At 74.4% G+C, this 13,266-nt stretch carries 17 protein-coding genes; 15 read left to right on the top strand and 2 right to left on the bottom strand.

From position 1 onward, the window contains the following. Positions 1-56: 56 nt before the first annotated feature. Complete coding sequence (locus ABZW10_RS08200; RefSeq protein ID WP_355361627.1) at positions 57-695, bottom strand: TIGR03085 family metal-binding protein; 639 nt, start codon at positions 693-695, stop codon at positions 57-59. A 32-nt stretch (positions 696-727) separates the two neighbouring features. Then, complete coding sequence (locus ABZW10_RS08195) at positions 728-1,366, bottom strand: hypothetical protein (RefSeq protein WP_355361625.1); 639 nt, start codon at positions 1,364-1,366, stop codon at positions 728-730. 168 nt (positions 1,367-1,534) lie between these two features. Here ABZW10_RS08195 and hisI point away from each other — a divergent pair, with 168 nt between their 5' ends. The 15 genes from hisI to ABZW10_RS08120 all read left to right on the top strand — a co-directional run bounded on the left by hisI (position 1,535) and on the right by ABZW10_RS08120 (position 12,961). Continuing rightward, the gene (gene hisI / locus ABZW10_RS08190; protein ID WP_355361623.1) at positions 1,535-1,906 is read left to right on the top strand and encodes a phosphoribosyl-AMP cyclohydrolase; all 372 of its coding nucleotides are present in this window, start codon (positions 1,535-1,537) and stop codon (positions 1,904-1,906) included. A 56-nt stretch (positions 1,907-1,962) separates the two neighbouring features. Beyond that, a complete protein-coding gene (locus ABZW10_RS08185; protein ID WP_355361621.1) occupies positions 1,963-3,477 on the top strand; it encodes an anthranilate synthase component I in 1,515 nt (504 codons plus the stop codon). A 55-nt stretch (positions 3,478-3,532) separates the two neighbouring features. After that, the gene (locus ABZW10_RS08180; protein WP_355361619.1) at positions 3,533-3,979 is read left to right on the top strand and encodes a hypothetical protein; all 447 of its coding nucleotides are present in this window, start codon (positions 3,533-3,535) and stop codon (positions 3,977-3,979) included. 20 nt (positions 3,980-3,999) lie between these two features. Then, positions 4,000-4,641 (top strand): TIGR02234 family membrane protein, encoded by a 642-nt coding sequence (locus ABZW10_RS08175; RefSeq protein ID WP_355361617.1) that lies wholly within the window; start codon positions 4,000-4,002, stop codon positions 4,639-4,641. Positions 4,642-4,834: 193 nt separating this feature from the next. Beyond that, positions 4,835-5,083 carry an HGxxPAAW family protein gene (locus tag ABZW10_RS08170; RefSeq protein WP_355361615.1) on the top strand — a complete coding sequence of 83 codons (249 nt, stop codon included), beginning with the start codon at positions 4,835-4,837 and terminating at the stop codon, positions 5,081-5,083. A gap of 86 nt (positions 5,084-5,169) precedes the next feature. Beyond that, a complete protein-coding gene (locus tag ABZW10_RS08165; RefSeq protein WP_355361613.1) occupies positions 5,170-5,613 on the top strand; it encodes a DUF2752 domain-containing protein in 444 nt (147 codons plus the stop codon). Positions 5,614-5,806: 193 nt separating this feature from the next. Next, a complete protein-coding gene (gene trpC, locus ABZW10_RS08160; protein WP_355361611.1) occupies positions 5,807-6,613 on the top strand; it encodes an indole-3-glycerol phosphate synthase TrpC in 807 nt (268 codons plus the stop codon). Positions 6,614-6,623: 10 nt separating this feature from the next. Beyond that, positions 6,624-6,773 carry a hypothetical protein gene (locus ABZW10_RS08155; RefSeq protein ID WP_350543990.1) on the top strand — a complete coding sequence of 50 codons (150 nt, stop codon included), beginning with the start codon at positions 6,624-6,626 and terminating at the stop codon, positions 6,771-6,773. Positions 6,774-6,828: 55 nt separating this feature from the next. Beyond that, positions 6,829-8,088 carry a tryptophan synthase subunit beta gene (gene trpB / locus ABZW10_RS08150; protein ID WP_355361609.1) on the top strand — a complete coding sequence of 420 codons (1,260 nt, stop codon included), beginning with the start codon at positions 6,829-6,831 and terminating at the stop codon, positions 8,086-8,088. Positions 8,089-8,090: 2 nt separating this feature from the next. Then, positions 8,091-8,900: a tryptophan synthase subunit alpha gene (gene trpA, locus ABZW10_RS08145; protein WP_355361607.1), complete on the top strand. Its 810-nt coding sequence runs from the start codon at positions 8,091-8,093 to the stop codon at positions 8,898-8,900. A 226-nt stretch (positions 8,901-9,126) separates the two neighbouring features. Beyond that, positions 9,127-9,420 carry a hypothetical protein gene (locus ABZW10_RS08140; RefSeq protein ID WP_355361605.1) on the top strand — a complete coding sequence of 98 codons (294 nt, stop codon included), beginning with the start codon at positions 9,127-9,129 and terminating at the stop codon, positions 9,418-9,420. 120 nt (positions 9,421-9,540) lie between these two features. Continuing rightward, entirely contained in the window at positions 9,541-10,002 is a 462-nt protein-coding gene (locus tag ABZW10_RS08135; RefSeq protein WP_355361603.1) for a MauE/DoxX family redox-associated membrane protein, read from the top strand. A gap of 68 nt (positions 10,003-10,070) precedes the next feature. After that, entirely contained in the window at positions 10,071-10,934 is an 864-nt protein-coding gene (locus tag ABZW10_RS08130) for a thioredoxin domain-containing protein (RefSeq protein WP_355361601.1), read from the top strand. 153 nt (positions 10,935-11,087) lie between these two features. Next, complete coding sequence (gene lgt, locus ABZW10_RS08125; protein WP_355361599.1) at positions 11,088-12,068, top strand: prolipoprotein diacylglyceryl transferase; 981 nt, start codon at positions 11,088-11,090, stop codon at positions 12,066-12,068. 170 nt (positions 12,069-12,238) lie between these two features. Continuing rightward, entirely contained in the window at positions 12,239-12,961 is a 723-nt protein-coding gene (locus ABZW10_RS08120) for a VIT1/CCC1 transporter family protein (protein ID WP_355362093.1), read from the top strand. The last annotated feature ends 305 nt before the right edge of the window (positions 12,962-13,266 follow it).

The following is a 13,266-nucleotide window of genomic DNA, read 5'->3' as shown; positions in this document are numbered from 1 at the left end:
CGCCATCTGCGAGTCTGCACCCCACCGGTGACATCCGCAGCCGGGACCGCCCCCGGCTACGGGATCGGCAGGGCGTGGCGCAGGGCCTCGACGGCGTCCTCGGGGCCGTCCACCGTCAGCTCGGCGCGGGCGCCGCGGCCGAAGGCGAAGAGCACCAGCTCGCCCGGCTCGCCGGTGATCCGCACGGTCGGCATGCCGGCCGGGCCGACGGTCAGGCTCCGGCCGTCCGGGCGGATCAGCTCCAGCCGCACGGGGGAGCGGCGGCCTGCCTCCAGCCGGGCGATCAGTGGCAGCCGGCGCCAGAGCGCCTCGGCCCGGCCGGGCGGTACGGGCCGCGGCCCGGGGCCTTCACCGGCGCGGGCGACGTCCTCGGCGTGCACGTAGTACTCGACGGTGTTGGCCGCCTCGTCCGCGCCGGGCAGCGAGAACAGCGAGAGCACCGGCGGGCCGGAGCGGAACATCCGGACCAGCTCCTCGTAGGGCCGGTCGGCGTACGACTCCTGCACCCGGTGGGTCCAGCCGGCCAGCGGGCCGACCCGGATGCCCGCGGCGGCGTCCGGTCGCCGCTCGCGGATCACCAGGTGGGCGGCGAGGTCCCGGGTGGACCACCCGGCGCAGAGGGTGGGCGCGTCCGGTCCGGCGGCGGCCAGCAGTTCGGCCAGGCGGTGGCGCTCGGCGAGGGCGTGGTTCGACATGCCCTCAGCCTAGGCGCCCCGCTGACGGGGGTTCAGCGCAACTGCCCGGTGAGCTTGGTGGAGCCCGGCCGGTTGCTCGCGGTCAGGATGCAGGTGTAGTCGCGCCAGCCCTGCTGGTAGAAGGGGTAGCTCGGGCCCACCGGGTAGCTGTAGTACGGCCCGCCGCCGCCCTGCCGGGCCTCGGCGGCGGCCTGCGCCTCCTTGCAGCCGTCCCGCATCGCGTTGCCGATCTGGTAGTCGCCGGACAGCCCCTCCGGCAGCAGCTGGTCGGCGACGGCCTCGCCGTCGTGCTGATCCTCGCAGGGGCGGGCCTCCGGCTTGGTGACCGTCTTGCTCAGCTGCGGGTGGTCCAGGCAGGCGCCGACGGTGAAGAAGCTGTACGGCACCGCCTTGCTCGGCGTGGGGGTCGGCGTCGGGGTGGGAGTCGGCGTGGGGGTCGGGGTGGGCGTCGGCGAGGCCGTGGTCGGGGCGGGCGGCGGCGGCTTGGGCGCCGGGTCGTCCGCGGGCCACAGCAGGACCGTCGCGACCACCGCGAGCAGGACCGCCAGCACCGCCGCGACGGCGATCAGCAGGCCCCGGGACGGCCGGGCGTCGGAGGTGCCCCCCGGGCGGGGGCGGTCGTCGTCGCCCGGCGGCTCGGCGGGGTCGGCGGCGCGCTGCTCGGAGGTCATGACCATGAGAATGGCGCAGAACGGGGCCGCCCGGCAGGCGGTTGGCACAACTCGTTCGATCGGATGGTCGGTCCGGCGTCCCCGGGGGGCGTCCGCCGCTGTTCACGGCCGCGGCCGGGATCCGGACGGCGGCCCCGGCCGCACGGACCGGGCTGACAGAATGGCCCCATGTCCACCACACCCGCCGCCCCCGGTTCCACCGCCCTGGCCGCCGAGATCGCCGCCCGCCTCAAGCGCACCGAGGACGGCCTCCTGCCGGCGATCGCGCAGCAGTACGACACCGGCGAGGTGCTGATGCTGGGCTGGATGGACGACGAAGCGCTGCACCGCACCCTCACCACGGGCCGTTGCACCTACTGGAGCCGCAGCCGCCGCGAGTACTGGGTGAAGGGCGACACCTCCGGCCACGTGCAGCAGGTCAAGTCGGTCGCGCTGGACTGCGACGGCGACACCCTGCTGGTCAAGGTCGACCAGACCGGCGCGGCCTGCCACACCGGCGACCGCACCTGCTTCGACGCCGACGTGCTCCCGCTCGGCTGACCGACCGCCCGGCCGACCACCCCCTTCCGCCCCTCCGTCGAAAGGTGCCGCACGCCATGGACCTCGAAGCCTTCCGCAAGCTCGCCGTCGACACCCGGGTCATCCCGGTCACCCGCAGGCTCCTCGCGGACGGCCTCACCCCGATCGGCCTCTACCGCAGCCTCGCCGACGAGCGCCCCGGCACCTTCCTGCTGGAGTCCGCCGAGCAGGGCCGCAGCTGGTCGCGCTACTCCTTCGTCGGCGTGCGCAGCGCCGCCACCCTGACCGCGGCCCCGGACGGCGGCGCCCGCTGGCTCGGCGCCCCGCCGGTCGGCATCCCCACCGACGGCGACCCGCTGGAGGTGCTGCGCGCCGCGCTGCGGGCCCTGCACACCCCGCGCCACCCCGACGACGGCCTGCCGCCGCTCACCGGCGGCCTGGTCGGCTACCTCGGCTACGACGTGGTCCGCCGGCTGGAGAAGCTGCCCGACCTCAACCCGGACGACCTGAAGCTGCCCGAGCTGACCCTGCTGCTCGCCACCGACCTCGCCGTGCTCGACCACGCCGACGGCACCGTGCTGCTGATCGCCAACGCGGTCAACCACAACGACCTGGCCAGCGGGGTGGACGAGGCCTACAGGGACGCCGTCGCCCGGCTCGACGCGATGGAGGCCGACCTGCTCAAGCCGGTCGACCCGGGCCTGGCCACCTTCACCCCGAGCGGCCCCGGCGAGGTCCGCTCGCCGTTCGGCGGGGAGCCGTACCGGGCCGCGGTGGAGGAGATCAAGGAGCGGATCCGGGCCGGCGAGGCGTTCCAGGTGGTGCCCTCGCAGCGGTTCGAGGCGCCCTGCCCGGCCTCCGCGCTCGACGTCTACCGGGTGCTGCGCACCACCAACCCGAGCCCGTACATGTACCTGTTCCGCTTCCCCGGCCCGGACGGCGGCGCCGAGGGCGGCTTCGACGTGGTCGGCTCCAGCCCGGAGGCGCTGGTCAAGGTCACCGACGGCGCGGCGATGCTGCACCCGATCGCCGGCACCCGGCACCGCGGCGCCACCCCGCACGAGGACGCCGAGCTGGCCGCCGAGCTGCTCGCCGACCCCAAGGAGCGGGCCGAGCACCTGATGCTGGTCGACCTCGGGCGCAACGACCTCGGGCGGGTCTGCGAGCCGGGCAGCGTCGAGGTCGTCGACTTCATGCAGATCGAGCGGTACAGCCACGTCATGCACATCGTCTCCACGGTGACCGGCAAGGTCGCCGAGGGGCGGACCGCCTTCGACGTGCTGACCGCGTGCTTCCCGGCCGGCACCCTCTCCGGCGCGCCCAAGCCGCGGGCGATGCGGATCATCGAGGAGCTGGAGCCCACCCGCCGCGGCCTGTACGGCGGCTGCGTCGGCTACCTGGACTTCGCCGGGGACTCCGACACCGCGATCGCCATCCGCACCGCCGTGCTGCGCGACGGCACCGCGTACGTGCAGGCCGGCGCCGGTGTGGTGGCCGACTCCGACCCGCACGGCGAGGACACCGAATGCCGCAACAAGGCCGCCGCCGTCCTGCGCGCGGTGGCCACCGCGAATACGCTGCGTAGGCCGTAGGACCGCCGGTCCCCGCGCGGGTCGCGGGGGCCGCCGCAGCGGAAGGGACAGCAGGATGCCGGAGGCGCAGCGGCGGATCGTGACCTCCGCCAGGGAGCAGTTGGTGCGGCAGCCGGGCGGCCATGGCGGCGTCCTCGCGGACGTGCGGCTGGACGGGCAGCCGGCCGCGCTGGTGCTGCTCGTCCCGGGGGCGGTGCCGGACCCCGCCGGGCACTACCGGGCCGGGGACGCGCTGGTGGTGCTGGACGTGCTCCCGGCGCCGGAGCCGGCCGGGCGCCACCGGTTCCACGCCGCCGCGGGCGTCCCGCTGTACGTCGTGGTGGACCCGCGGGAGGGCGTCTGCACGGTGCACAGCCGTCCGCTGCCCGGCGCCGGGTACCGGGAGGCGGAGCGGGTGCCCTTCGGGAACGATCTCTTCCTGCCGCTGGGGGAGCGCACCCTGGTGCTGGAGACGGGCGATTTCCCGGTCGAGCCGCCCACCCCGGGTGCGGTGGCGGGGTGAGGGCGGGGGACACTGGTGCGGTGAGCGCTGAAGCCCCTACCGACGCCGTACCCGCCGCCCCCGCCGCCGCTCCCGCGCCCGCCGCGCGGGCCGGACGGCGCACGCTGGGGGTGATGCTGCTGCTCACCGCGCTGGGCGCGGTGCTGGTCCTGACCGCCGCCGGCCGGGTCTGGGCCGAGGGCACGGCGGGGACCCTGGAGGTCTCCGTCACCGGCGGGAAGATCTCCGAACTGCCCGCCGGGCTGGCGCTGGTGGCGCTGGCGGCGGCGGTGGCGGTGTTCGCGGTGCGCGGCGCCGGCCGGCTCGCGGTGGGGGCGCTGACCGTGCTGGCCGGGCTGGGCGCGGCGGCCGCCGCGGCGGCGGGTGCCGGGGACACCGCCGCGCTGGACACCGAGGCGGCCCGCAAGCTGGCGCTGACCGGCTCGGCGGCGACCGGGGTCTCGCACACCGCCTGGCCGTGGGTGGCCCTGCTGGGCGGGCTGCTGCTGGCGCTGGCCGGGCTGCTGACCGCCCGCTACGGGCGCGGCTGGCCGGCCATGGGCAGCCGCTACGAGGCGCCGACCGGCAAGGCGGCGCCGGCGAAGCGGCGGACCGCCGCCGCGGAGAGCCCGGCGGACCTGTGGAAGGCGCTGGACCGCGGCGAGGACCCGACGGCGGGCTGACCGGCCGGACCACCCTGCGGTCCGCCGCGCCGCACGGCGGCCCGGCGGACCCGACTGTGACGCGATAGACCCGGCACCCCCTTTGGGGCGTGCTTGTGTGGCCCGGCACAATGGAGACGTCAAGTGGGACACGTCAACCCGTGAGGGGCCGAGCAGGCCCGGTCGGGCCCCGAGAGCGTAGGAGCACCATCCGATGGCAGCAGCAGCACACGGCCACAACCCCGCCGCCTGGACCGGCGTGACCATCTCGTTCCTCGGCTTCGGCATCGCCGGCGTTGCGATGATCCTCCCGTCGGTGCTGCTGACCTGCGCCGGCCTGGCGGTCGTCCTGCTCGGCGGCGTGGTCGGCAAGGCCATGTCGATGGCGGGCATGGGCAAGCAGCCCAGCACCATGGTCTACACCCCCGAGGAGCAGGCCGCGCTGGCCGCCGCCTCCGCCTGATTCAACGGCACCTCGCGTGAACGGCGGCCCGCGGGCCGCCGTTTCGCTTCTCCCGCCCGGGCGCCCGGGCGGGCACAATCATGGGCGTGAACGCCGCCCCCGCCCCCACCGCCGCCCGGCCCTCCGCGCCGCGCCGGCTGGTGCCGCCGCTGTCCGCAGTGGCCGCCGTGGCCATTCCCACCGGGTACGTCGCCACGGTGGACCCGAACGTCCCCGGGCACTACCCCGACTGTCCCTTCCTGGCGGCCACCGGCTGGTGGTGCCCCGGCTGCGGCGGGCTGCGCTGCGTGCACGCGCTGACCCACGGGGACCTCAGCGGAGCGCTGCACGACAACGCGGTCGCGGTGCTGCTGTTCGCCGTGCTGGGGGTGCTCTGGGTGCGCTGGCTCTGGGCCGCGCTGCGGGCCCTGCCCGGCCCCAGGCTCGCCCTGGGGGCCCGCCGCTGGGTACTGGTCGGGCTGCTCGTCCTGGTCTTCACGGTGGTCCGCAACCTGCCGGTCGGCGCGGGCCTGGCGCCGCCCCCGGTCTGACTGTTCCGGTGGTGGGGGCGATGTGAAGCCGCAGTTCGCGGCGGTCGCCGGGGGTCCGTTCCGTGAGACGCGCGCCGGGCGGGTGCGCCGTGCGCTCCCCCGTGCCGATACCATCGAAGGGCCGGAGGTCCGCTAGGCCGTCCGGCTCCTCGCCAGCAGGACCACGACTGGCAGACATGATGGGGGCGCCCGAGTGAGTGTGCTCGACTCGATCGTCGAAGGGGTCCGGGAGGATCTCGCCGAGCGGCAGGCCCGGGTCTCGCTGGACGAGCTCAAGGAGCTCGCCGCCAAGGCGCCGGACGCCAAGGACGGCGTGGCCGCCCTGCGCGGCGACGGTGTCCGGGTGATCTGCGAGGTCAAGCGCTCCAGCCCGTCCAAGGGCGCGCTGGCCGCGATCGCGGACCCGGCGTCGCTGGCGATCGACTACGCGGCCGGCGGTGCCGCCGCGATCAGCGTGCTGACCGAACAGCGCCGCTTCGGCGGGTCGCTGGCGGACCTGGACGCCGTCCGGGCCGCCGTGGACACCCCGCTGCTGCGCAAGGACTTCATCGTCACCGCCTACCAGCTGTGGGAGGCCCGGGCGCACGGCGCGGACCTCGCGCTGCTGATCGTCGCGGCCCTCGAGCAGCCGGCCCTGGTGTCGCTGATCGAGCGGGCCGAGTCGATCGGCCTCACCCCGCTGGTCGAGGTGCACGACGAGGAGGAGATCAAGCGCGCGGTGGACGCCGGCGCGCGGATCATCGGCGTCAACGCCCGCAACCTCAAGACCCTCGAGGTGGACCGCAACACCTTCGGCAACGTCGTCCACGCGATCCCGGACGGCATCGTCAAGGTCGCCGAGTCCGGGGTGCGCGGCCCGCTCGACGTGATCTCCTACGCCAACCTGGGCGCGGACGCGGTGCTGGTCGGCGAGTCGCTGGTGACCGGCAAGGACCCGCGGGCCGCGGTGGCCGACCTGGTCGCCGCCGGTGCCCACCCGGCGATCCGGCACAAGGACTGATCCCGCCGCCATGAAGATCGCCACCCGACTCGCTCCCGGCTGCCGCCCGCGCGGCTGCCGCGCGCCCGCACGCCGGGTGCTGGGGCGGCGGGTGCGGTACGTCATCGGCTGCGAGCCCGGGCAGGTGCCGGGGCGGCGATGGCGCGCGACGTCCGGCTGACCGCAGCCGACAGACGTCAACGTCAACCGTCGTCATCTTCCCGAGGGACTTCACCATGTCCGAACGGTCCGACAAGGACTACCTGCCCGGCGCCGAGGTGCCGGACGCGCGCGGCTACTTCGGCGCGTACGGCGGCCGCTTCATCCCGGAGGCGCTGGTCGCCGCCGTGGAGCAGGTCGCCGAGGAGTACGAGAAGGCCAAGGCCGACCCGGCCTTCACCGCCGAGCTCGACGCGCTGCTCAAGGACTACACCGGCCGCCCCAGCCCGCTCACCGATGTGCGGCGGTTCTCCGCCGAGGCGGGCGGCGCGCGCATCCTGCTCAAGCGCGAGGACCTCAACCACACCGGCTCGCACAAGATCAACAACGTGCTGGGCCAGGCGCTGCTCACCCGGCGGATGGGCAAGACCCGGATCATCGCCGAGACCGGAGCCGGCCAGCACGGCGTGGCCACCGCCACCGCCTGCGCCCTGTTCGGCTTCGACTGCACCATCTACATGGGCGAGGTCGACACCCAGCGCCAGGCGCTGAACGTCGCCCGGATGCGGATGCTCGGCGCCGAGGTCATCGCCGTGAAGTCCGGCAGCCGCACGCTCAAGGACGCCATCAACGAGGCGTTCCGCGACTGGGTCGCCAACGTGGACTCCACCCACTACCTGTTCGGCACCGTGGCCGGACCGCACCCCTTCCCGATGATGGTCCGCGACTTCCACCGGGTCATCGGCGTGGAGGCGCGCGAGCAGGTGCTGGAGCGCACCGGGCGGCTGCCCGACGCCGTGGTCGCCTGCGTCGGCGGCGGCTCCAACGCGATGGGCATCTTCCACGAGTTCATCCCGGACGCCGGGGTGCGGCTGATCGGCTGCGAGGCGGCCGGCGAGGGCGCCGAGACCCCGCGGCACGCGGCCACCCTCACCAAGGGCGACCCGGGCGTGCTGCACGGCTCGCGCACCTACGTCCTGCAGGACGAGGACGGCCAGACCATCGAGTCGCACTCGATCTCGGCCGGCCTGGACTACCCGGGCGTCGGCCCGGAGCACGCCTGGCTGAAGGACACCGGCCGGGCCGAGTACCGCCCGGTCACCGACGACGCCGCCATGCAGGCGCTGCGGCTGCTGTCCCGCACCGAGGGCATCATCCCGGCCATCGAGAGCGCGCACGCGCTGGCCGGCGCCCTGGAGCTGGGCCGCGAGCTCGGACCCGAGGCCACCATCCTGGTCTCGCTGTCCGGGCGCGGCGACAAGGACATGCACACCGCCGCCGAGTACTTCGGCCTCTACGACGAGCCGGGCGCCGGCTCCGCCCACGGGGGTAAGTGACCATGGCTTCGAAGCTCAGTGGCATCCTGGCCGCCGCCGAGGCGGAGGACCGCGCCGCGCTGATCGGCTACCTGCCGGCCGGCTTCCCGTCCGTGGACGGCGGCGTGCGGGCGGTCAACGCGCTGATCGAGGGCGGCTGCGACGTCGTCGAGGTCGGCCTGCCGCACTCCGACCCGGTGCTGGACGGCCCGACCATCCAGACCGCCGACGACATCGCGCTGCGGGCCGGCGTGCGGATCAAGGACGTGCTGCGCACCGTCCAGGAGGTCGCCGCCGCGCACCCCGCCGCGGCGGTGCTGGTGATGACCTACTGGAACCCGGTGGACCGGTACGGCGTCGCGCGGTTCGCCGCCGACCTGGCCGCGGCCGGCGGGGCGGGGTGCATCCTGCCGGACCTGCCGGTGGAGGAGTCCGAGGAGTGGCGCAAGGCGGCCGGGGAGCACGGTCTGGACACCGTGTTCGTGGTCGCGCCGAGCAGCAAGGACAAGCGGCTGGCCGAGGTCACGGCGGCCGGCAGCGGCTTCGTGTACGCGGCCGCGGTGATGGGTGTGACCGGCAGCCGGGCGCAGGTCGGCGACCTCGCCGAGGACCTGGTCGCCCGGACCAGGGCCACCACCGAGCTGCCGGTCTGCGTCGGCCTCGGGGTGTCGACCCGTGAGCAGGCCGCGCAGGTGGCCGGGTTCGCGGACGGCGTGATCGTCGGCTCGGCGTTCGTGCAGCGCATCCTGGACGCCGACGGGGACGAGGAGGCCGCGCTGGCGGCGGTGCGTTCGCTGGCCGGCGAGCTGGCGCAGGGCGTGCGCCGGCGGTAGGACCGCCCGCCACGGCTCGTCCGGCGGCCCGTCACCCCTTCCCGGGGTGGCGGGCCGCCGTCGTTCCCGGACCCGTTCGACCCACGTCCGGTCAACCCGCCGACCCGAACGGGTGAACAGTGGCGGGCACGCGCACCAGCGGCGGTTGGGCCGCGTTGAGTGGAGGGACGAGTGCACCTGCCACGTGCCCGGTGCCCGGGGGCGAGCGAGCGGAAGGGGTCGGCCGATGCCCGGTCTTCAGCGAGCCGTGCTGCTGCGGGCGGCCGCGGCCGCGCTGGCGCTCGGCGCCGCGCTCGGGGCGCAGTGCGCGGTCGGGCCGGCACTGGCCAGGCGGGGGACGGAGCGGGCCGAGCGGGACGCCCAGGTGTGCGCCGAGGCGGTCCGGCTGGAGGCGGCGGCCCGGGCCGGCCGCTCGGCCGCCCAGGGCCGGCCGGAGCTCGCCGCCCAGGACCGCTCCGCCGCCGTCCGCCGCGACCTGGGGTGGCCGCCCGGCTGCGACCCCGACCACCCGTTAGGGTGAAATCACCTCAAGGCGTATTAACCTTCACTCTTTTGGCTTAACTCGGAAATCCGGAGGAACCCGGCGTCCCCATCAGCGGTTCATAGGGGCGTGACGGTGTTTCCCGAGGGGGTTGTCCGGATGGCCGGGCCGGCGACTGAGTGGATCGGCACGGCCGCCCGGCTCGGCCTGGCCGTGGTCTGGGGCTGGGCCGGGCTGGCGAAGATCGCCGACCCGGCGGAGGCCGCCCAGGCGGTGCGCGCGTACGAGATCCTGCCCGAGTCCCTGGTCAAACCGGTGGGCCACGGGCTGCCCTTCCTGGAACTGGCGCTCGCCCTGCTGCTGGTGATCGGCCTGGGCACGCGCCTGGTCGCGGCCGTCTCGGCGGTGCTGCTGCTCGCCTTCATCGGCGGGATCACCTCCGCGTGGGCGCGCGGCATCTCGATCGACTGCGGCTGCTTCGGCGGCGGCGGGGCGGTCGACGCCTCGCAGACCGAGTACCTGCAGGAGATCCTGCGCGACACCGGGTTCCTGCTGCTGGCCGGCTGGCTGGTCTGGCGGCCCCGCACGAAGTTCTCCGTGGACGGCTGGCTGGCCGGCTGAGTGCCGGCTCCGCCGTCCCCGTCCCACCCACCGCACCCCCACCCCCCGAACCTGGAATTCCAAGGCTGATGAGCGAGAAGAACCGAGAAGGCAAGCGCACCGCCCGTGAGCGGATGCTGGCGGAGCGGGCCGAGGACGAGGCCCGCGGCCGGCGGAGGAAGAAGCTGATCATCGGCGGCGTGGCGCTCGCGGTGATCGCCGCCGCGGTGGTCACCGGCGTGGTGGTGCAGGACCAGCGCTCCACCCCGGAGACCCCCACCGCCGTCCCGGCCGGCACCATCGGGGACAAGAACCTGGTCGTCCCGGTGGGCTCGGACAACGCGCCGTCCGTCCTCACCGTCTACGAGGACCCGCGCTGCCCCGCCTGCGGCATCTTCGAGCGGGAGTTCTCGTCCACCATCAGCCAGCTGGAGGACGCGGGCAAGATCTTCACCAACTACCACATCGTCTCGTTCATCGACCGGGCCGTGCAGGGCAAGGGCTCCAAGTACGCCGCCAACGCGCTCGGCTGCGCCCAGGACGCCGGGCACTTCCGCGACTACCACGACGTGCTGTACCGCAACCAGCCGGACGAGACCAACGACGCCTTCGGGAACAAGGCCACCCTGATCAACCTCGCCAAGCAGGTCGACGGCCTGGTCACACCGACCTTCGAGGCCTGCGTCAACGACGTGAAGTTCAGCGGATGGGTGTCCGCCGTGCAGCAGGACTTCGACAAGTCCGGCTTCAAGTCCACGCCGACCGTGCTGCTCAACGGGCAGCCGATCTACCCGAAGTTCAACAACGAGGAGATCACCCCGGCCAACCTGGTGAAGTGGGTGGACGCGGCCAACCAGGGCAAGCAGCTGGGCACCCCCGGCGCCCACGGCCAGTCCCCGGCGCCCACCAGCACCACGTCGGAGGCCAACAACCCCTCGCCGAACGCCGGCTGAGCGGGCGCGTACGCTGCGGGGTGGCCGCCGCCCCCTCCCCGTCCGGAGGGGGTGGCGGCGGGCCGTGCTCCGGGCCGGCGCCCCGATCTGTGCCCGACTGTGACCGCCGGGGTGTCCTGGACGGGCCGTCGACCCTGTAGCGTCGGAGCTGCCATGGATATCGCCTACATTCCCAGCCCGTCGCGGGGTGTCCTGTACCTCGGACCGATCCCGCTGCGCGCCTACGCCTTCTGCATCATCCTCGGTGTCGTCGTCGCCGTCTGGCTCGGCAGCAAGCGCTGGGTCGCCCGGGGCGGTGGCCGGCACACCGTGGGTGACATCGCCGTCTGGGCCGTGCCGTTCGGCCTGGTCGGCGGCCGGCTGTACCACGTGATCACCGACAACCAGCTGTACTTCGGCGAGGGGAAGAACCCCTGGAACGCCCTCAAGATCTGGGAGGGCGGCCTCGGCATCTGGGGCGCGATCGCGCTGGGCGCGGTCGGCGCCTGGATCGGCGCCCGCCGCCGCGGCGTCCCGCTGCCCGCCTACGCGGACGCCATCGCCCCGGGCATCGTGCTCGCCCAGGCGCTCGGCCGCTGGGGCAACTGGTTCAACCAGGAGCTGTACGGCCGGGAGACCACCCTGCCGTGGGGCCTGGAGATCACCAAGACGCTGCCCAACGGCGAGGTCGTCACCACGATCCACCACCCGACCTTCCTCTACGAGTCGCTCTGGTGCGTGGGCGTCGCGCTGCTGGTGATCTGGGCGGACAAGCGGTTCACCCTGGGCCACGGGCGGGCCTTCGCGCTGTACGTGGCCGGGTACACGGCGGGCCGGTTCTGGACCGAGTGGCTGCGGGTCGACGAGGCGCACCACATCCTGGGCCTGCGGCTGAACGACTGGGTGGCGATCCTGGTCTTCCTCGGGGCCGTGGCGTACTTCGTGGTCGTCGGGAAGAAGCGGCCCGGCCGGGAGGACCCGGCGAGCATCGATCCGATGGCGAACGCCGAGGCGCAGGCCGGGGAGCCCTCCGACGCGCCGTCCGACGAGCCGGGTGACCTGCCGAAGGCGGAGCGGGACGCGGAGCCCGCCGGCGCCGCGGAGTCCGGCGCCAAGCGCGACAAGCTGGAGAAGGGCGCCAAGAACCCGGCCTGACCTGCGCCGACCCCTTGCTCCCGGCCGTCTCCGCACCCCGTGCGGAGGCGGCCGAAGCCGTGTTCGGACAGCCTAACTTTGCTGGAAGTGCCCAGCTCAAGAGGGTTACGGTCAATCAGTAAGGCGATCTGACCAAGGAACGGAGGGGAACGGCCGTGACTGCGACCGCCCTGGAACACGAGGCCGGGCACCAGCCCCGGATACCCGCCGCGGGGCACCACCGGGACGTCAACGGCGGCTGGCTGCGGCCGGCGGTGTTCGGTGCGATGGACGGCCTGGTCTCCAACTTCGCGCTGATGACCGGCGTCGTCGGCGGCGCGGTCTCCACCAGCACCGTGGTGCTCACCGGCCTCGCCGGGCTGGCGGCCGGCGCCTGCTCGATGGCGGCGGGCGAGTACACCTCGGTGGCCTCCCAGCGGGAGCTCGTGCAGGCCGAGATCGAGGCCGAGCGGCTGGAGCTGCGCCGCAACCCGCACGGCGAGCTGGCCGAGCTGGCCCAGCTGTACGTCGAGCGCGGGGTGGATCCCGAGCTGGCCCACGAGGTGGCGCGGCAGCTGTCCGCCGACCCGGAGCAGACGCTGGAGATCCACGCCCGCGAGGAGCTCGGCATCGATCCCAACGACCTGCCCTCGCCGTGGGTGGCGGCCGGTTCCTCCTTCGTCTGCTTCGCGGTGGGCGCGCTGCTGCCGCTGCTGCCGTACCTGCTGGGCGCGACCTCGCTGCTGCCGGCGCTGCTGGTCGCGGCGGCCGGGCTGTTCGTCTGCGGTGCGGTGGTGGCCCGGGTGACGGCGCGCAGCTGGTGGTACAGCGGTCTGCGGCAGCTGGCGCTGGGCGGTGTCGCGGCCGCGGTGACCTACCTGCTGGGCGTGCTGATCGGCGGGCAGGTCGGCTGACGCCGGACGGGTCGAGGGGGCGACCGGGCGGGCGGCCGAGGGGCCGGAGGGACTGACGGGCCGGGTCGGCCGGGCACTGTGCCGTTGCATTGTTATGCGCCCGAACGGGTGAGGTTGCACACACGGTCGCCCGGCCGGACCTGTCCTTGTCTCGCCATGTGGGCCCATTTGCCGAGGAATCGCATCCATGGATCGATTTCCGGGCTGGAATCGCAGGCCGCATTGATCGACTTCGGTGGCCGAGGGATGTGGCCCCTGTTTCAGCCCGTGGAGCGCCGGGCACAATCGTCGGGACGTGCGGTGTG

This window comes from Kitasatospora sp. NPDC004723 (assembly GCF_040609255.1).
Taxonomy (GTDB): Bacteria; Actinomycetota; Actinomycetes; order Streptomycetales; family Streptomycetaceae; genus Kitasatospora.
This window is presented reverse-complemented; position numbering and strand designations above follow the sequence as displayed.

Bases quoted from the DNA above. Each gene is read 5' to 3' on its own strand.
- ABZW10_RS08200 (WP_355361627.1), bottom strand. From the start codon at position 695: ATGTCGAACCACGCCCTCGCCGAGCGCCACCGCCTGGCCGAACTGCTG.
- ABZW10_RS08195 (WP_355361625.1), bottom strand. From the start codon at position 1,366: ATGACCTCCGAGCAGCGCGCCGCCGACCCCGCCGAGCCGCCGGGCGAC.
- hisI (WP_355361623.1), top strand. From the start codon at position 1,535: ATGTCCACCACACCCGCCGCCCCCGGTTCCACCGCCCTGGCCGCCGAG.
- ABZW10_RS08185 (WP_355361621.1), top strand. From the start codon at position 1,963: ATGGACCTCGAAGCCTTCCGCAAGCTCGCCGTCGACACCCGGGTCATC.
- ABZW10_RS08180 (WP_355361619.1), top strand. From the start codon at position 3,533: ATGCCGGAGGCGCAGCGGCGGATCGTGACCTCCGCCAGGGAGCAGTTG.
- ABZW10_RS08170 (WP_355361615.1), top strand. From the start codon at position 4,835: ATGGCAGCAGCAGCACACGGCCACAACCCCGCCGCCTGGACCGGCGTG.
- ABZW10_RS08155 (WP_350543990.1), top strand. From the start codon at position 6,624: ATGAAGATCGCCACCCGACTCGCTCCCGGCTGCCGCCCGCGCGGCTGC.
- trpB (WP_355361609.1), top strand. From the start codon at position 6,829: ATGTCCGAACGGTCCGACAAGGACTACCTGCCCGGCGCCGAGGTGCCG.
- trpA (WP_355361607.1), top strand. From the start codon at position 8,091: ATGGCTTCGAAGCTCAGTGGCATCCTGGCCGCCGCCGAGGCGGAGGAC.
- ABZW10_RS08140 (WP_355361605.1), top strand. From the start codon at position 9,127: ATGCCCGGTCTTCAGCGAGCCGTGCTGCTGCGGGCGGCCGCGGCCGCG.
- ABZW10_RS08135 (WP_355361603.1), top strand. From the start codon at position 9,541: ATGGCCGGGCCGGCGACTGAGTGGATCGGCACGGCCGCCCGGCTCGGC.
- ABZW10_RS08130 (WP_355361601.1), top strand. From the start codon at position 10,071: ATGAGCGAGAAGAACCGAGAAGGCAAGCGCACCGCCCGTGAGCGGATG.
- lgt (WP_355361599.1), top strand. From the start codon at position 11,088: ATGGATATCGCCTACATTCCCAGCCCGTCGCGGGGTGTCCTGTACCTC.